Origin of the sequence: Nocardioides sp. CCNWLW216 (assembly GCF_037120545.1) — a bacterium.
Lineage (GTDB): Bacteria > Actinomycetota > Actinomycetes > Propionibacteriales > Nocardioidaceae > Nocardioides > Nocardioides lianchengensis.
The window spans coordinates 113,778-132,178 of sequence record NZ_JBBBBJ010000005.1; the positions used below are offsets into that span (position 1 = coordinate 113,778).

At 73.9% G+C, this 18,401-nt stretch carries 9 protein-coding genes; 1 reads left to right on the forward strand and 8 read right to left on the reverse strand.

What is annotated here, in order from left to right; translation table 11 throughout:
- Positions 1-248 precede the first annotated feature (248 nt).
- The gene (locus V7S47_RS13240; protein WP_336561982.1) at positions 249-1,412 is read left to right on the forward strand and encodes a pyridoxal phosphate-dependent aminotransferase; all 1,164 of its coding nucleotides are present in this window, start codon (positions 249-251) and stop codon (positions 1,410-1,412) included.
- A 69-nt stretch (positions 1,413-1,481) separates the two neighbouring features.
- On the opposite strand, the gene V7S47_RS13245 is transcribed toward V7S47_RS13240, so the two are convergent.
- The 8 genes from V7S47_RS13245 to V7S47_RS13280 all read right to left on the reverse strand — a co-directional run bounded on the left by V7S47_RS13245 (position 1,482) and on the right by V7S47_RS13280 (position 18,386).
- A complete protein-coding gene (locus V7S47_RS13245; protein WP_336561983.1) occupies positions 1,482-6,938 on the reverse strand; it encodes a LamG-like jellyroll fold domain-containing protein in 5,457 nt (1,818 codons plus the stop codon).
- 81 nt (positions 6,939-7,019) lie between these two features.
- Positions 7,020-8,300, reverse strand: coding sequence for a glycosyltransferase (locus V7S47_RS13250; protein ID WP_336561985.1), 1,281 nt, complete (start codon positions 8,298-8,300; stop codon positions 7,020-7,022).
- Between the two features lie 8 nt (positions 8,301-8,308).
- Positions 8,309-9,145, reverse strand: a complete 837-nt coding sequence (locus V7S47_RS13255; RefSeq protein WP_336561986.1) for a hypothetical protein — start codon at positions 9,143-9,145, stop codon at positions 8,309-8,311.
- Complete coding sequence (gene wecB / locus V7S47_RS13260) at positions 9,129-10,328, reverse strand: non-hydrolyzing UDP-N-acetylglucosamine 2-epimerase (protein ID WP_336561987.1); 1,200 nt, start codon at positions 10,326-10,328, stop codon at positions 9,129-9,131. The genes V7S47_RS13255 and wecB overlap by 17 nt, the downstream gene beginning before the upstream one ends.
- Entirely contained in the window at positions 10,328-10,903 is a 576-nt protein-coding gene (locus tag V7S47_RS13265) for a hypothetical protein (protein WP_336561988.1), read from the reverse strand. Before V7S47_RS13265 ends, wecB begins: the two co-directional genes overlap by 1 nt.
- Positions 10,904-11,077: 174 nt before the next feature.
- Positions 11,078-16,345 carry an ExeM/NucH family extracellular endonuclease gene (locus tag V7S47_RS13270; protein WP_336561989.1) on the reverse strand — a complete coding sequence of 1,756 codons (5,268 nt, stop codon included), beginning with the start codon at positions 16,343-16,345 and terminating at the stop codon, positions 11,078-11,080.
- 277 nt (positions 16,346-16,622) lie between these two features.
- The gene (locus V7S47_RS13275) at positions 16,623-17,273 is read right to left on the reverse strand and encodes a hypothetical protein (RefSeq protein WP_336561990.1); all 651 of its coding nucleotides are present in this window, start codon (positions 17,271-17,273) and stop codon (positions 16,623-16,625) included.
- A 3-nt stretch (positions 17,274-17,276) separates the two neighbouring features.
- Entirely contained in the window at positions 17,277-18,386 is a 1,110-nt protein-coding gene (locus V7S47_RS13280; RefSeq protein ID WP_336561991.1) for a hypothetical protein, read from the reverse strand.
- Positions 18,387-18,401: the final 15 nt, after the last annotated feature.

Sequence of the window (18,401 nt, forward strand, 5' to 3'; positions counted from 1 at the left end):
GCCGGTGGTTGAGCAGCCTTGCCGACCCTCGACCCCGATCAAGGCCACCTCTCGGGTGCAGGGGTTTCGACACGGTCGCTGCGCGACCTGCTCAACCACCGGCAGCACCGGTGGTTGAGCAGCGAAGCCGCGCCAGCGGGTGAGCGTGTCGAAACCCCCGCAGGCCGACGGCGGCGCCCGGGTCCGGGGGTTTCGACACGGTCGCCGGCGCGACCTGCTCGACCACCGGGATGCGTACGCTCGCTCGCATGCCTCAGGAGCGACTGGCCCAGCGCCTGCACGGGATCGCGCCGACGATCTTCTCGGAGATGTCGGCGCTGGCGGTGCGGACGGGGTCGGTCAACCTGGGGCAGGGGTTCCCGGACGAGGACGGGCCGCCGGCGGTGATCGCGGAGGCGGTGCGGGCCCTCGAGGGCGGGCAGAACCAGTACGCGCCGGGGCTCGGGGTGCCGGCGCTGCGGCGCGCGGTGGCGCGGCACCAGCGCCGGCACTACGGGGTCGAGCTGGATCCGGACACCGAGGTGGTGGTGACCACGGGCGCGACCGAGGGGATCGCCGCGGCGCTGCTGGGGCTGGTCGACCCGGGCGACGAGATCGTCGTGCTGGAGCCCTACTACGACTCCTACGTCGCGATGATCCAGATGGCCGGCGGCGTACGACGTCCCGTCACCCTGCGGGCCCCCGACTTCCGGCTCGACCCCGACGAGCTGCGGGCCGCGGTCACCGACCGGACCCGGTTCGTGCTGCTCAACAGCCCGCACAACCCGACCGGCACCGTGCTGACCCGGGCCGAGCTGCAGGCGGTCGCCGACCTGGCCGTCGAGCGCGACCTGGTGGTCATCACCGACGAGGTCTACGAGCACCTCACGTACGGCGCCGAGCACGTCCCGATCTCGACCCTGCCCGGCATGGCCGAACGGACCCTGACCCTGTCGAGCGCCGGGAAGTCGTACTCCTTCACCGGGTGGAAGGTCGGCTGGGCGAGCGGGCCACGCGAGCTGGTCCAGGCGGTGCTGGCCGCCAAGCAGTGGCTGACCTTCACCTCGGGCTCGCCGCTGCAGCCCGCCGTCGCGCACGCCCTCGACGAGGCACCCGACTTCCCCCGGCAGCTGGCCGCCGCGCTGCGCGAGCGGCGCGACCGGCTGTGCGCCGGGCTCACGGAGGTGGGGCTCGAGGTCCGGGTGCCGCAGGGCACCTACTTCGCGACCACCGACATCGGCGCCCTGGGCTGGGCCGACGGGCTGGCCTTCTGCCTGGCCCTGCCCGAGCGGGCCGGCGTGGTCGCGATCCCGCACCAGGTCTTCCACGACGGCCCCGCCGGCGACCAGCTGGTCCGCTGGGCGTTCTGCAAGGAGCCCGAGGTCGTCGAGGAGGGGCTGCGCCGCCTCGCCGCGGCCGACCTCCGCGCCTGACCGGGACGCGACGCGGCCCCCGACCGGGGTCTCCCCCGGCCGAGGGCCACGCGCTGGTGCTGGTGCTGCTCAGGCCACCGGAGCCAGGACGGCGTCGATGCCCGTGCGGACCACCTGGGCGACGTCGACCTGGACGGCCTCGGCCTGGGCCGGAGCCCCGCCGGCGACGCCGGTCCACCACTGGGTGGCGTAGCGGGCCGCCGGGTCGAAGAACGCGACCTGGTAGCCGCCGGCACCGGCCGGCACCTGGTAGGTGCCGTCGGCCACGCTGCAGGTCGCGTACGACGCGGACGTGGTCGTCCCCGGCGCGTAGAGGAAGACGCACGCCCCCTCGACCCCGCCGGCCGCGTCGCTCACCCGGCCCGCGACACCGCCGCGGACCGGGACGGCCAGCACGGCGTCGGCGGTGACGGTCGCGCCACCCGTGAGCCCGGAGAGGACCACGGCGCCGCCGAAGTCCGCGGCCCCGCCCGTGCTGCCGGTCCACCACTGGGTGAGGTGCGCGTCCGCCGGGTCGGCGACCGCGAGCCGGTAGGAGCCCGGCTCCGCGACCGGCAGCCAGTAGCCGCCGTCCGCGTCGGTGCAGGTGGCGTACGACGCTGGGCCGGCCGCGTCGGCGTAGAGGTAGACGCACGCCCCTGCGACCGGACCGGCCGCGTCGGTGACCGTGCCCCGGACCACGCCGACCGCCGGGTCGGTCAGCACCGCGTCGACGTCCCGGACCACCGCGCCCGCGGCCACCGCGACGGCGGCGGCGCCGGACTGGCTGCCCGCACCGCCCTCGGCGCCCGTGAACCACTGGGTCGGGTGCGCCCCGGACGGGTCGAAGAACGCGACGTCGTACTCGCCGGCGTCGACGCCGTAGAGCCCGTAGCCGCCGTCCGCCGAGGTGCACGAGGCGTACGCCGCCGCGTCGGAGCGGTCGGCCGGGTAGGCGAACGCGCAGACGCCGGCCAGCGGGCCGGAGGCGTCGCCGACGGCTCCCGTGACGGCACCCGCGGCCGGGACCGTCAGCGTGATCGCGCTCGGGCCGGACTCCTCGTCGACCGTCACCGGGGCCGGGCTCCACCAGGTGGCGTAGCGGCCCGACGGGTCGACCACGGCGACCGTGTAGTCGCCGGCCAGGACGCCGTCGACCACGAACGAGCCGTCGTCCTGCGAGCACGAGGCGAACGACGCGGCCGGCGCGTCCCGCCCGGCGTAGAGGTAGACGCACGCCCCGGGCACCGGGGCGCCCCCGGCGGAGACGGTGCCGGTGAAGCTCACCGGGAGCCGCTCGCCGACGACCAGGTACGTCGTCGCGTGCGACCCGGCGTACTCCGCGTTGCCGAGGTACGTCGCCCGCACCTCGAAGGTGCCCTGCCCGACCAGGGTCGCCGTGGTGCAGGTCGCCGTGCCGTCGACCAGCTCGGCCTCGCACCACACCTCCTCACCGGTCAGGAACTGCACCGTGCCGGTGGCGGTCGCCGGGCTGACGGTCGCCGTGAGCGTGGCCTCGTCACCGACGGTGACCCGGACGTCCGAGGAGGCGACCGTGGTCGGCAGCAGCTCGGGGGCGGGCGTGACGGTGAGCGTCCGGGTCGCCGCGGCCTGGTTGCCGTTGTCGTCGGCGACGCCGTAGGTGAGGACGTACTCGCCGGGGACGTCGAGGTCGACGTCGCCGTTGACGACCACGCGGCTCAGCAGGTCACCGTCGACGGCGTCGAGCGCTGAAACGCCGTCGAGCGCGTCGAAGGGACCACCCTGCGGGACCGTGGACGTCGCCGGCACCGTGAGCACCGGCGGCGCCGTGTCGACGCCGTCGGCCGTGGCCACGAAGGTGCCGGTGAACTCGCCCGAGAACGGGTCCGCGCTGGTCGACGCCGTCCAGGCGTAGACCTGGCCCGGGACCAGCCGGTTCCACCGGACCGAGGACCGGGCCCCGGACGCCGCGGTGCTCGCGCCGATCACCTGGTCGGTGGGCGTGAGCAGCACCAGGCTGTCGGTCGCGAAGCTGGTGGTCCGGCTCGACAGGTCGACCGGCAGGACCAGGTTGTCCTCGGCGCCGTTGTAGCGGCCGCGGCCGTCGTACTCGCGCGCCCCGAAGTTCTCGAGGAACGGCGAGTAGGTGTCGACGATCATCTCGCTGCGGTCCACGTCGAACTGCAGCAGCCGCAGGAAGCTCGCGCCGAACTGCAGCTCCTTCGAGTTCGCGTGGTCGACGGTGCCGTCGCCGTTCACGTCGATGCCGGTGCCGGTCCGCACGCAGGTCGGGCAGCGCTCCTGGTTGAACAGCTCGCGGGCCGTCACCGTGTAGAACTGGTAGTCCGCGAGGAGCTCGACCACGTGGTGCTGCTGGTCCACGATCGGGCCGACGTTGGTCTTCACGTTGGTCGCGACGCCGTGCTCGTGGCCGGCGAGCACCAGGAACACGTTGGGGTTGCCGGCGACGACCGTGTTGTAGAGCCGCGAGCCGTCGGCCGAGAAGCCGCCGCCCCGCCCGTCCGGCGCCGAGGACGGCGTCAGGTAGGCGTGGGTGAGCAGGATCCCGTTGCGGTCGGGGTAGCGGGCGAAGACCCCGCTGGCCCACTCCGCCTCGGCCGCGGTGACGCCGTACGACAGGCCGACCGCGACGAAGTCGAGGCCGCCGGCCGAGAACAGCACGTAGTTGTTCTGGCTGTCCTGGCCCCGCACCGTGGTCCGGCCGTCGGCGTCGGTGGTCTCGTCCCAGGCGTGGTACGACGCGTCCTGGCCGGCCGGCCACTGCGCGGCGGCGTCGTAGGAGCGCTCGGTGGTGAACGCCTTGCTGAACCGGCTGGTCGGGCCGGTCTCCTGGCCCAGCTGGTTGTCGTGGTTGCCCGCGATGAGCTGGTTGGGCATGGCCGCGTCCAGACCGCGGTAGGCCTCGGTGGTGAACGCGAACTCGCGGTCGACCTGCTCGTCGAGGCCCGGGCGGACCAGGCCGCCGGAGGAGTTCTTCAGGAGCGGGTCGTAGTAGTCGTTCTCGATCACGTCGCCGGTGTGCGCGGTGTAGGCGATCTTGCGGTCCGCGGCGTTGTCGCGGATCCACTGCACGGACTTGGACCAGGCCTGCTCCCACACGAGGCGCTCGGCCTCGTGCTCGACGTCGGAGGCCTCGGCGACGCCGTCGAAGTCGTCGTACGTGCCGCCGGCCGCCCCCTCGGTGAGGTACTGGGTGTCGGTGAAGTGGGCCATCGAGAAGTCGTACGCGTCGCGGTCGGCGAAGTGGTCCTCGTCGGCGGCGGCGGTCGCGTCGCGCGGCGACAGGTCGTCGCTGAACGGGTCGGCGCCGGTGACCAGGACGTGCACGACGCCCGCGTCGACGAAGTCGGCCGTGAACGCACCCGCGAGGGACGTGTGGGCGTCGGCCGCGCCGCGCGAGGTGTCGAGCTCCACCCACGCCTCGGTCGCGACGTTCCAGGCCCGCAGCGACACCGAGCGGGCCGGGTCCACGTCGCCCTTCCAGAGCAGCTCCTGGCCCCGCGTCTGCGTGGCCGGTACGTCGAAGCGCTGGAACGGGATGGCCTCGCTGGCCGGGCTGGCCGCGGTCTCGCCGTCGGGCAGCATCGAGCCCGCGACCGTGCCGCCGTCGGTGTAGGTGAAGGAGAGCGCGGACGGCAGCACGGGCACCGAGCCCTGGATGCCACCCTCGGCGACGGTCGGGGTCGCCACGTAGTAGGTCGTCGTCACGTCCCCGCCGCCCGGGCGGGTCGCGGTGGTCGAGAGCGTGACCTTGCCGCTGCCCTGCTCGGTGCCGGAGTCGCCGGTGGTCGGGATGTCGGCCGAGGTGAACGGGATCCGCCAGGTACGGCGCGCGCCCAGGACGTCGGTCGCGGTGATCACGATCTCGTGCGCGCCGGCGCCCAGGCCCGCGCCGATCTTCTGCCCGGGCACGACGGCGGCGCCGTCGAGCGTGTAGGTCCACCCGCGGGCGTTGCCGGGGTGGGTGAAGTTCGGCTGGAACCGGACCGCCGAGGTCAGGTGCGCGTCGGCCGCGGGGACCGACGAGGTCAGCTCGACGTTCGTGCTGGCGCCCGCGAAGGTCGCGGCGCTGAGGGCCTGCACGAGGGTCGCGCTCGCGGGCTTGCTGTAGACGCGGGACCGCGCGATCGTGGCCGGCGCCAGCTTCTCGATGCCGTTGCTGCTGGCCGAGTCGCCGCCGATCACCCAGTTGCGCGCGGTGCTGCCGGGGAGCCCGATGGCGCCGGAGACGCTGGCCCGGGAGACCAGCTCCCCGTTGAGGTAGAGCTTGACCTCCTGGCCGTTGTAGACGCCGACCGCGTGGTACCAGACGCCGTTCTGAACCGGCGCCGACAGGGTGACGTAGGCGCCGCCGACGTAGGCCAGGAACTGGGCCTTCGCGTCCGAGGTCATGATCGAGTAGCCGCCGGTCTGCAGGTTCGAGCACAGGTCGTGCTCGCCGCTCAGCACACCGTCGTGGCGGAAGACGCACTCGACCGTCACGCCCGCGGTCAGCTTCGACCACTGGGCCGAGAACGGGTACGAGAACGCGTCGTCGACGCCGTCGAAGCTCGCGACCTTGCGGCGCAGCACCGGGTCGTCGGTGACGGCCGGGGTGCCCCAGGTGGTCGCCTCGAGGTTCTGGGCGCGGTCGGTCGGGGTGCCGTCGGCGAAGTCGACGTCGAGCACGTCGGCGCTCAGCTCGTCGTACTCCTGCGGGGCCGGGGCCCCACCCAGGAGCCCGCGGGACTCGGCGAGGGCGGTGACCTGCTCGGCGCTCAGGGCGCTGCCCCAGATCCGGGCGCCGGCGATCGAGCCGATCGCCCCGAGCTCGGCGAGGCCGGCGGCGTTCGCGTCGGCGCCCAGGGCCCAGTAGCCCTTGCTCCCCGTGAAGACCGGCACCTTGACCGCGCCGGAGGTCGGCTTCGAGGCCGCCAGGACGCCGTTGACGTAGAGCTGCAGCTCGGTGCCGGTGTAGACGCCGACGACGTCGAGCCAGGTGCCGGCGGCCACGCCGCTGGTCTCCACCGTCACGTAGCCGGACCCGATGTAGCCCATGATCCCGAGCTTCCCGGCGCTGGCGTAGATGCCGAACCCGCCGGTCTGCTTGCCCGAGCAGAAGTCCTGCTCCGGCGTGGTCGGGATCGCCGAGCCGTCCATCCGGAGCAGGCACTCGAAGGTGGCCGCGGTCTTGACGTTCGGCGACTGGTACCAGGCGTCGGTGATGTCGAAGACCAGGCCGCTGTTGGTCGCGGTGGTGGTCCCGGTCGAGGCCACCTTCATGACCTGCTTCCCGAGGGTGCTGTCGGTCGGGTAGCCGACCGTGTTGCGGGTCGTCGCGGTGCGGGCCTTCGGCGAGTGGTCGACCGCCTTGCCGCCGGCGAAGTCGACGTCGAGGATGTCGGCGGCCGGGACGGTGACCGGGTCCGCGGCGGCCGCGGCGGCTGGTGCCGGGGCCGGGGCGGCCTGGCCGGGGGACGCCAGCATGCTGCCGGCGACCGCCGCGCCGAGCGCGACGGCGGCGATCCGGCGCCACGCGTGGCGGCCGGGGTGTCGTGAGGTCACGACTGCTCCTTCGGGAACGGGATGGACAGGGCAGGACCCGGCGACGGCGACGCTGCCGTCGACCGGGAGGACAGGACCGACTCAGGCGGCCAGGCGCGGGGTCTTCACCCAGGCGTTGCGGCGCAGCGCCAGGTTGCCGAGCGCGCGGACGGAGACGAAGAACCAGACGTAGCCGTAGCAGGTGAAGGCCAGGGCCGCGGCCGGGACCTGGTGCCAGCGGAACGGGTGGGCGCTGTGCCGCTGGTAGGTCCCGAGGAAGACCATCACGGGCAGCACCGACAGCAGCAGGCTGACCAGCCGGCGCGGGACGCCGTACGGCACCCAGAGCAGGAAGTCGTTGGTCACCTGGACCAGGCCGGCGGCGCCGAGCAGCCCGACCAGCACCGTGTAGGACACCAGCATCACCGTCACGACGAGGACCAGGTAGAGCATCAGGTCGAGCCGGGCGACGAGCGGGGTCCGGCCCGCTCGCGCGAGCGGGACGAGATGACGCCAGCACTGGTAGTGGCCCTGGATCCAGCGGGTGCGCTGCCGGATGAGCGGCCGCCAGGCGGTGAGGCCCTGCTGGTCGACGTAGGTGAGGTGGCAGAATCGGGTGCGCCACCCGGCCTCGACGAGCCGCAGGCCCAGGTCGAGGTCCTCGGTGAGCGCGCCGCGCTGCCAGGGGTCGGCGCCGAGCCCGCGCAGGGCCGAGAGCCGGGTGAACTGGCCGTTGCCGCCGAGGCCCGACGACCCGACCCAGTCGCGCGCGATCTGAACGAGCCAGCTGAACCCGACGAACTCGATGTCCTGCATCCGGGCGAGCGCGTTCGCGTCGGCGTTGGCGATCCGGACGCCGATCTGGACCGAGCCGACCCGAGGGTTCCCGAAGTACGGCGCCACCGCGGTGAGCGCGTGCTTCTCCAGCCGGCCGTCGGCGTCCACGATCACGAGCACGATGTCGTCGGGCGCCCGGCCCTCGAGCCACGGGTCGCCGGCCTCGAGCCACTCCCCGACCAGGCGGTGGGCGTGGTTGAGCACCTCGCTCTTGCCCTGGCCCGCCTCCGGCGGGACCCGCCGGCTGGTGCGGACCCGGTCGTCGCGCGCCGCCCAGGCCGAGGCGATCACCGGGGTCGCGTCGGTGGAGGCGTCGTCGACGACCAGGACGCGGTGGCCCCCGTCGTACTCGAGCGTCGTGAGGGCGGCCAGGGTGCCGTCGAGGACCAACTCCTCGTTGCGGGCGGGGACGAGCAGCACCATCAGCGGCCGGACGTCCGGGTCGGCCGGCGGGCGGCGGCGCGCCCAGCTGGCCACGAAGAGGACGAAGTAGTAGCAGACGACGATGGCGACGATCCAGCTGACGACCGTCAGGTCGATGGTCACGACGGCCCTCAGCTCGGCATCGCGAGCGGTGCCAGGTCGGCGAGGAGATCCTGCTCGGAGAGCCGGCCCAGGTCGCGCAGCGCCGCCTTCCACACCCGGTCGTTGGCCTGCAGCCGGGCGAACCAGGCCGCGGGCAGCGCCGCGCCACTCGGCTTCCAGTCGGCGAGCCGCCCGGACAGCGTCCGGTACACCTCGAGCGCGCCGACCAGCTTCGCGGCGGGGCTGTCGGCGGGCGGCGGGAGCATCGACGCGTCGTCGATCTGCCGGCCGAGCTCGCCGCGGATGTTCGCGCCGAGAGCGGGGAGCTGGTCGGCCGGCAGGCCGCCCTGCCCCGTAGTGGCCACGCCCATCGCGTGCAGCTGCGTCACCTGGTCGCGGCTGCGGGCCGCGACGGCGGTCGCGGCGACCACGAACGGCGAGTTCGGGTCCGCAGCCGGTCCGTCCGGCGTGCCGCCGTCGGCCCCACCCGAGCCGCCGGCGCCCGGGCCGGAGCCGCTCTTGCCGCCGCCCCCGCCGGTCGTGGCGGGGCCACCGTCGGAGCCGGCACCCTCGCCGCTGCTCCCACTCTTGCCCTCGCCCGAGCCGGAGCCGGAGCCGCCCTCACCGGAGCCGCCGACCGCGGACGGTGCGGGATCGGCGGGCGCCGCGGCACCTCCGTCGGCGGACGCGGACGCGCCGGCGACCGGCGGGCCGCTCGGCGTCGCCGCCGGGTCGGCCGAGGTCGACGAGGCGTCGCCCCCGCAGGCCGTGAGAGGTACGGCGAGCAGCGCGAGCGCGGCCAGGCCGGCCGCGGTCCGAATGCGCAGGGAGCGGGTCGGGGACAGGTGGTCAGGCAGGGGTCGCATGGGAGTCCAGGTCAACGAGAGGGCCAGGGAGCGGGACGGGGAACAGCAGGTCGAGCGCGGCGACGGCCCGCGCGGACGCGGTCCCGTCGCCGAAGGGCAGCGAGCGGCAGACGAGCGCGCCGTACGCCGCCGGGTCGGTGAGCAGCCGAGTCGCCTCGGCGACGATCCGGGCGGGGTCGGTGCCGACGAGTCGGAGCCCGCCGGCCTCGATCCCCTCGGGCCGCTCGGTGGTGTCGCGGGCGACCAGGGTGGGCCGGCCCAGGGAGCAGGCCTCCTCCTGGATGCCGCCGCTGTCGGTCAGCACCAGGTCGGCCCGGGCGAGCAGCCGGACGAACGACGGGTAGTCCAGCGGCTCGGCCAGCAGCACCCGGTCGCTCCCGCCGAGGCGGCGTCGTACCGGCTCCCGGACGAGGGGGTTGGGGTGCACCGGGAAGACCACGGTGAGGTCGGGGTGGGCGTCGACCAGGCGGCCGACCGCCTCCGCGATCCCGTCGAGCCCGACGCCCCACGACTCCCGGCGGTGGGCGGTGACGAGCAGCAGCCGCCCGGCCCCCTCCGCGTCGGCGAGCGCCGCCGCGTCGGGGCCGGCGTACGGGTGTCGACGCCGGACGGTCTCGAAGAGCGCGTCGATGACGGTGTTGCCGGTGACCAGCACCCGGGAGGGGTCGACGCCCTCGGCGAGCAGTCGCTCGGCGGCCCGGTCGGTCGGGGCCAGGTGGAGGTCGGCGAGCTGGGTGACCGCCCGCCGGTTCACCTCCTCCGGGTACGGCGAGAGCCGGTCGTCGGTGCGCAGCCCGGCCTCGACGTGGACCACCGGGACCCGGTGGTAGAAGCCGGCCAGCGCGCCCGCGAGGGTCGTGGTGGTGTCGCCCTGGACGACGAGCAGGTCGAGGCCGAGGTCCTCGATCGCCTGCCCGATCCGGGTGGTGGCCAGGCCGGCCAGGTCGGCCAGGCTCTGCCCCGCCCGCATCAGGTCGAGGTCCAGGTCGGGCTGGACGCCGAAGAAGCCGAGCAGCGGGGCGAGCAGGTCGCGGTGCTGGCCGGTCGAGACGACGACCGGCTCGTAGTGCGCCGACGCCCGCAGCGCGACCACCAGCGGCGCGAGCTTGACGGCCTCCGGCCGGGTGCCCAGGACGACGCCGACCCGACGGGTCGGCTCGGCCACGGGGAAGAGGCTGCTCATCAGTAGCTCGTCACCGGCAGCATCGTCACGATGCCGCTCTCGCGGACCCGGACCGACGCCCGGTAGGAGCGGTTGTTGCGCAGGGTCATGGTCCGACTGACGCTCTTGGTGCGGCCTGCGGCCTTCAGGGTGATGGTCACCCGGTAGCGGCCGGGCACCAGCCGGGTCCGGGCGCGGAAGGCCTTGCCGACACGGCCGATGCGGACCGTGGCGCGGTACCTGCGGGTCTTCTTCTGCACGCCCTTCACGACCAGGCGCGCGTTGCTGACCGGCACCCCGGCGCTCTGCACGGAGCCGTAGAAGGTCTGCTTGTTCCTCCGCTTCGTGCGGGCGACCTCGGCGGCGGCGAGCGAGTACTCGACGCCCAGCTCCTCGTCGACGTGCGGGGCGTCGCCGGCGATCTCGCCGAAGCTCGCGTCCAGCGTGGGCGTGGCCGGGGCCACGACGTAGAGGAGCCCACCGAGCAGGACCAGCAGCGAGGTGGCGCCGACCAGGGCCGAACGGGCCCGACGGCGCAGCGGGCGGGGCGACGAGGCCGGGCGGGTGACCGGGGCGTCGGTCAGGGTGGCGGACATCAGAGGCCTTTCGAGCAGGGCGGTGAGAGGGGCCCGATCCCGGCGGGATGCTGGCGAGCCCGGGTGAACGGACGACGTCCGGGAACCGGCCGCACGGCACCGGCTGGACGGCGGTCTCCCGACCCGGCCGGACCGTGCGGTCCGACCGGGTCGGGAGCCGGGTGAAGCAGTCGGTCAGCCGACCGGCTGCAGGGTGGCGTCGACGCCGCCCGTGGTCTGGCCGGCGGTGACCGGCCCGATCACGGCGCCACCGGCGTACGACGGCGCACCGGCCGCGCTGCCGGTCCACCACTGCGTCGCGTACGACGCGCTCGGGTCGGCGAAGCCGACCCTGTAATGCGCCGACGGGGCGACCCCGCCGAGGTACCAGGTGCCGTCGGCCTGCGTGCAGGTGCCGTACGACGCCGGGCCGGCGGCGCTGGTGTAGAGGTAGACGCACACCCCGGCCAGCGGCGAGCCGTTCGCGGCCAGGACCCGGCCCGAGACGACGCCGGTGGTCTCGCCCGACATCGCGGCGTCCGCGACGGCGGTGGAGGCCCGAGTGGCCAGGGCGACCGCGGTCGCGCCGGACTGCGCCGGGGCGCCGCCCGTGCTGCCGGTCCACCACTGGGTGTTCGTCGCCCCGGTCGTGTCGAAGAACGCGACGTCGTACCCGCCGGTCTCCAGGCCGTCGATCGAGTAGCTGCCGTCGGCCAGCGTGCAGGACGCGTACGCGGCGGCGGTCGAGACGCCGTCCTCGTAGGTGAAGGCGCACACGGTGCCGAGGGCGGCCCCGCTGGTCCGGTTCGTGACCGAGCCGGAGATGCGGGTGGTGAGCGGGCGCTCCAGGACCACGTCGATCCCGGTCAGCGGCGCCCCGACGGTGACCGTGCCCTCGCGCCACGTGGTCTGGTACGACGCGGTCGGGTCCGCGACGGCCACGTGGTACTCGCCGGCACCGACGTTCATCCAGTAGGCGCCGCTCGCGTCGGTGCAGGTGGCGTACGACGCCGCCGCGGCCGAGCGCGAGGTGTAGAGGTAGACGCAGGCGCCCGCGACCGGGACACCCCCGTCACCGGTGACGCTGCCGGCGATCGACGGAGCCGCAGGCACCGCACCGCCGACCCCGACCCGGGTCGAGGACGGCTCGGCGGCGAGGCCGACCTCCCAGCTCCCGGCCAGGCCGGCCGGGACGGTGAAGGCCACGGTCGCGCTGCCGTTGGACACCGCGTAGGTGCCGATGCTGCGCCGCTCCTCGCCCTGGGCGAGGAACACCCGGACCCGCTCGTTCGCCGGGGCGCCGAGGGAGGTCAGGTTGAGCTTGGCCAGCGAGAAGGACACGGCCTGGCCGGCCGTCACCGACGCGGGCAGGCCCGGGGCCTCGACCTGCTGGCGCGCGAAGTCCGGGCTGACCGGGGAGTTCGCCGCCAGGTAGTCCCGCCACAGCTGGGCGTCGAGGAGGCCGGTGTCGACGTACGAGCCCTGCTGGAAGGCCCGGAAGTTGTCACCACCGGCGGCCAGGAACGACAGCGTCGAGACGGTGTAGGTCCGGGTCGGGTCGAGCAGCTGACCGTCGATGCGGACCGAGGTGATCCGCTGGCCGGCGGCCCGGGTCGGGTCGGCGGTGACGCGGACGTTCTCGGACAGGCCGAGCTGCAGGTAGGGCCGCGACGGCACGGTGCCGTCGGGGTTGGTCTGCCACTGCTGCTCCAGGACGGCCTTCAGCTGGGCGCCGGTGAGCTGCACGACCGCGACCGTGTTGTTGAACGGCAGCACCGCGTTGGCCTCGGCGAAGGTGACCACGCCGTTGGTGTTGGCCGGGTTGGTGGCGGTGTCGCCGGCGTGGAGGAGCTCGGCGCGGAGGCCACCGGGGTTGGTGATGCCGAGGTCCGGCGTCGCGAACTGCGAGACGCCGTCCTTCAGCGCCTGCGCGACCAGGTCGCCCAGGGCCGACTCGGAGGCCCGGTCGTCCCGGGTGCCCCCGGCGTAGGTGCCGCCGGTGAACGAGCCGCCCGCGTAGGCGGTGGTGATGTCGCGGCTGATGGTGCCGACCGGCTGGTTCCCGACCACCGCGGCGTGCGCGAGGGCGGCGTCGGTGATGGTCTTGACCTCGGCGACCGCCGGGAGGCTCAGGTCCTCGGTCGCGACCCGGGCGACGTTGCGCTGGGTGTAGCTCACGACGTCACCGCTGACGGGGTCGACCTCCAGCTGGACCTGGCCGATCCTGTCGCCGTACGAGCCGGTCTGCAGGATCGGCCGGGTCTTCGTGGCCGAGCCCGGCACCGGGCCGGCGCAGGCGTACTCCTTGTGGGTGTGACCGGTGAGGATCACGTCCACGGTGGCGGCGGTGTTGCGGGCGATGTCGCCGAACACGGTGTTCGCAGCGATCTCGTCGGCGCACGTGGCGGTGTCGGGCAGATTCGCGCCGGCGCCCTCGTGGAACTCCGCCACGATGACGTCGGCCTCGCCGTTGGCGGCGTCGCCGTCGCTGAGCCGGGCCGCGACCCGGTTCACCGCGGCGACCGGGTCACCGAACTCGATCGTGTCCACGCCGGCCGGCGAGACCAGCGAGGGGGTCTCCTCGGTGACGGCGCCGACGACGGCGACGCTCACGCCGTTCACCTCGAAGGTGCGGTACTCCGGCAGCGCCGGGGTCGTGGTGCCCTTCAGGTAGACGTTGGCCCCCAGGTAGTCGAAGTCCGCCTCGTCGCTCACCCGACCGGTGAGGTCGGCGAAGCCCAGGTCGAACTCGTGGTTGCCGACCGCGGAGACGTCGAGCCCGAGGGCGTTGAGCACCTCGAGGGTCGGCTGGTCCTTCTGGGTCGCCGAGGCGAACAGCGAGGCGCCGATGTTGTCGCCCGCGGAGAGGAACAGGGTGCTGTCCGCACCCGCCGCGGCGCGGAGCTGCTCGACGGTGGTCGCGAACTTCGTGGTGTTCGCGTCGATGCGACCGTGGAAGTCGTTGATGTTGAGCAGGTTGACGTCCACCGTCTCGACCGGCTCGGCCAGGTCCAGGCCCACCACGATCGGGTCGTGGTCGGAGGCCCGGTAGTGGTCGTTGGAGTAGAGCTGGTTGACGTTGTAGTTGTAGCGGCTGTACTCGTAGGCGATCGGCTCGGAGGAGTTGATGCTCCACACGTCGGCGCCGCTCACCAGGTCGGCGGCGGCCCCGTTCGCGAGGATGTGGTCCAGGGAGCCGGCGAGGCCGTCGAAGCTGTAGGTGTCGACCTCGGGCTCGTACGTCGCGGCGAGGTTCACGTAGCCCTCACCCCGCAGGACCTGCATCGGGTCCTCCTCGGTGTAGGAGTTGAAGTCGCCCGCGAGGAAGAGCGGCGTGACCCCCCGGTCCTGGGCGAAGTTCTCGGCGAACGTCGCGAGGGCCTCGGCCTGGGCGACGCGATCCGGGTTGGACGCCCCCTGGCCGGTGCCGTCGTCGGTGCCGGAGCCCTTGGACTTGAAGTGGTTGGTGACGACCGCGAACCCGTCGGCGTCCGCGTCGCCGACCTTCTTGAAGGCCTGGGCCAGCGGCTCGCGGGCGTTGTCGAACGCGCTCGCGCCGACGAGCACCTGGGAGGCGCCGACCAGGCTGACCTCGGCGGGCTTGTAGATGAAGGCGTTGCGGATGACGTCCTGCTCGGCCGTCGAGGGCAGCGTGGTCGGCGACGCCACCGCCGCCCAGGTGCCGGGGCCGGCCGCGGCGTTGAGCGCGGTGACCAGCGTGTTCAGCGCGAAGTCGCGGCTCTTCCCGAGCTTGACCGAGTTCTCGATCTCCTCGAGCGAGACGACGCTGGCGCCGAGCCTGTTGATCGCCTTGACGATCTTGACCTGCTGGCGCTCCAGGTTGACGGCGTTCGCCGCGCCTCGGGGACCGTCGGGGGTGCAGGTGTTGTTGGCGATCCGGTTGCCGGCGCGGTCGGTGTAGTAGGTGCAGCTGCCGCCGTTCGACACGAACTCCTCGCCGGTGGTCGGGAAGTAGTTCAGGACGTTGAAGGTCGCGATCCTCACGTCGCCACCGACGTTCCGCGGGTTCGCGTTGGCCGCGCGGACGTCGGAGAAGGTCGCCACGTCCGCGCCGGTGCCGGTGACCTGGCTCTGGGGCTGGAAGCGCCACGCGTCGAAGCCGTAGCTGAGGATGACCGGCCCGGTGAAGGTCACCGACGCGCCGATGCTCACCGACGCGCTCTGGGTCAGCCAGGGCAGGGGGGTGTCCTTGGCGCTCGTGAAGTAGTTCGTGCTCGAGCCGTCGTCCAGGATCACGCCCCGGGCGAGGTTGTCGGACGTGACCGCCGCGATCGCGGAGGCGTTCTGCGCGTCCGCCACGTCGGTCGGCTGCAGCAGCGGCTTGCCGCCGGTGGCCAGGCCGATCTCGGCGAAGGTGTTCATGCCGTAGGTGTTCGACACCACCACGTCGGTGTCCGTCGGCGCGAGCAGCTCGCCCTCGTGCGCCTCGCGGGCGGCCTCGGTGGTCGGGTAGGCGATCGCCAGCGGGGTGACCGCGGCCAGCGCCGGGGTCACGGTGCCGACCGTGGTCGCGGTCACCTGGGTCAGCCCGAAGTACTCGCTGACCGCACCGGTGACGCGCACCGAGGCGCCCACGGCCGGCTTGGTGCCGCTCGGTGCGTAGACGAAGATCGCGTCCGAGGCTCCCGGGGTGGCGTCGGTGCCGCCGCCCGTGCCCGCGGTCTGCAGGTAGAAGCCGTTCAGGCCCCCGCTCGGGTACGACGCCGTCACGACGCCCTCGGTCGTCACGGTCTGGCCGGTCATCGGCGAGGCCGTGGCGTTCGTGCCCTGGATCTGCGCGATCGGGACGACCGTGCCGGGCTCCGGGTCGGGGTTCCCGCTGCCGCCGGAGCGGGTGGGGGTGGGGGCCGCGGTCCTAAAGTCCGCCGAGTTCACGTTGGTGTCGGCACCGGCCGACCGGTTCAGCGAGACCGTCGCGGACGCCGTCCCCGCCGCCGAGCCCTCGAAGCTGGTCGAGCCGCTGGCGCCGACCATGTCGACGACGGTGGCCGCCCCGGCGAGGTTGCCCGACCCGTAGGTCGTGGCGGTGCCGAGGATCGTCTGGCCACCCGCGGCGGCCATCGCGATCGCGGGCGAGGCGACCAGGTCCGGCGTCGGCAGCGCCGCGCCGGTGCTGCCCGCCGCGCTCATCTGGATCAGGAACGTGCTCTTGGCCGGGACCGAGCCGGTGAGGGTCGCCGTACCGCCGACGCCGCCGGCGGCGGAGCGGTACTGCAGCCGCAGGCCGCTCAGCGGGAGTGCGGCGTTGGTGGGGTTGTAGAGCTCGACGAAGTCGGCGTTGTAGAGCGCGCCGCTGTTGCCGCCGGCGCCGTACACCTCGTTGATGACGAGGGCGGTTCCCGCAGGGTTGGCCGAGGCCGTGGTCGGCGCGGCGACGAGGCCAGAGGACAGCACCGCGGCGGCGGCGAGGCCGAATCCGAGGCGCTTCCGATGTGATCGCATGAGATAGGTCTCCGGAAAGAGTCAGATGCAGGGCGAGCAGGACGATGGGGACGACGGTTCCGAGACCTGCCCGTCGTCACCCGCTCCGTAGGCAACCGCTCCGGGGCGGAATCCACAGGGCGTCCACATGAACCGTCGGCGACGGGTCCACCACCGGCCGGCCGCGATCGGTCCAGACCGGCAAGACGACTCTTGACACCAGCCGATCCCGGCCGGGTACGACGACGGCCCGCCGGGTCCGAGGACCGGGCGGGCCGTACGTGGGGGTGGGGGGCGCTCAGCCCCAGGGCTGGGTGGTGCCCGTCGGCAGCGCCGGCTGCCGACCGCGGCGGGCGTACCAGTCGTTGGCCCCACCGGTGAACAGCAGCACGACCACCGCGACGCCGGCGATCAGGGTCAGCGCGCTGACCCCGGAGGTGATCGCGAGCAGGCTGATCAGGGCGGTCATCACCGACGAGACCACCAGCAGGATCCGGGCCACGTTGGAGCGCCGCATCGAGAAGATGCCGAGCAGGACGGCGATCAGGCACCACACGGCGAAGATCACGAACACGACCGTGACGAAGGTGGCCAGGTCGTCGCCCGAGAGACTCTCGCGCTGGCTGGAGCTCAGCTCGTCCTCGATCGCGTCCACCATGTCGTCGCGGGCCACGAGGGTGGCGACGGCGAGGCCGGCGTAGAGGAGCAGGCTCAGCGCGGACAACACGATCGTCACGATCCCGGCCGCCGTGACGGTGCCGGGACGCTTGTCGGGGTCACGGGTCGGGCCGCCGTACGGCGCGCCGTAGGGCTGGCTGTACGGCGCAGCCGGGGGCTGCTGGCCGTAGGGGTTGGCCGGGGGCTGCTGGCCGTAGGGGTTGGCCGGGGGCTGCTGGCCGTAGGGGTTGTCCGAGGGCGGCGGGCCCCAGGGAGGCTGCTGGTCGCTCATGGGTCAGATGGTTCCACGCCCGGCGTACCAGGCGCGCACTTCCGGCCGCATCAGCAGGGCGAAGGCCGCGACGCAGCCGGCCAGCGGGAGCACGAGGGGGAGGCTGCCGACGGCGACGCCGAGGAGGCAGACCGCGCCGGCCCCACCGGCCGAGACCAGCAGGGCCATCTGACCCCACCGTGCTCGCCGGAAGGCGAACCAGGTGACCACCGACGCGGCCACGCTCCAGACCACCAGGAGCACCGCGACGACCGCCGTGGCGGCCAGCCGGTCGTCGGTGAGCTCGTCGGCCAGGCTCGCGTCCCGCCGGCGGACCTCCTCGAGCACCAGGTCGGGCGCCAGGCCGACGACGATCGCGGTCATCAGCATCATCGCCGCGACCAGGCCGGACAGCGACCAGGCCACCACGCAGGCCCAGAGGACGGCCGGGGGCCGCGCAGAGGCGGGCGGCCTCGGAGCGCCGTACGGCCCGGGCTGGGGTGCCCCGTAGGTCGGGTACGGCGCGGGCGCACCCGGCTGGGGCGCCTGCGGGGGAACGCCGGGCTGGGGCGCGGCGCCGAAGCCGGGGTAGGCCCGCGGCTCGGACGAGGACGGCGGAGCGACCGGGCCGGCCGGCGGGGCCGGCGGGGTCGGCGGCGGCCAGACGGCCGACGGCTTCCGGTCCGGCGCCCGCTCGGGCTCAGGACGCCGCTCGATCCCGTCGAACCAGTCGCGGGCGGGCTGGAGCCACAGCATCACGACGGCGACGGTGACCACCGGCGCGAAGATCCCGCCGGACACCAGTCCGGTGACGGCCAGCACCGGCGCCAGCACCGAGAGGGCCAACCGGGCCGGCCGGGAGCGCTGGAGGACGTAGACGCCCAGGACCGCCATCGCCGTGGCGGTGGCGGCGGCGATCATCGTCAGCACCCGCAGCAGGCCCAGGACGCCGTCGACGTCGATGCCGAGGCCGTCGCCGAAGGGCCGGGAGAGGAACTCCTCGGCCGCGTCCCGCATCTCCAGCGACTGCAGGCCGGAGAGCGAGTCGAAGGCGGAGAGCACCAGCAGCACCGATCCGCCGATGATCAGGCCCGCCGCGAAGGTGGCCTGACGGGGACGGATCGGGGAGCTCATGTCGCACATTCCACC

Bases quoted from the DNA above. Each gene is read 5' to 3' on its own strand.
- V7S47_RS13280 (WP_336561991.1), bottom strand. From the start codon at position 18,386: ATGAGCTCCCCGATCCGTCCCCGTCAGGCCACCTTCGCGGCGGGCCTG.
- V7S47_RS13255 (WP_336561986.1), bottom strand. From the start codon at position 9,145: ATGCGACCCCTGCCTGACCACCTGTCCCCGACCCGCTCCCTGCGCATT.
- V7S47_RS13240 (WP_336561982.1), top strand. From the start codon at position 249: ATGCCTCAGGAGCGACTGGCCCAGCGCCTGCACGGGATCGCGCCGACG.
- V7S47_RS13270 (WP_336561989.1), bottom strand. From the start codon at position 16,345: ATGCGATCACATCGGAAGCGCCTCGGATTCGGCCTCGCCGCCGCCGCG.
- V7S47_RS13265 (WP_336561988.1), bottom strand. From the start codon at position 10,903: ATGTCCGCCACCCTGACCGACGCCCCGGTCACCCGCCCGGCCTCGTCG.
- wecB (WP_336561987.1), bottom strand. From the start codon at position 10,328: ATGAGCAGCCTCTTCCCCGTGGCCGAGCCGACCCGTCGGGTCGGCGTC.
- V7S47_RS13275 (WP_336561990.1), bottom strand. From the start codon at position 17,273: ATGAGCGACCAGCAGCCTCCCTGGGGCCCGCCGCCCTCGGACAACCCC.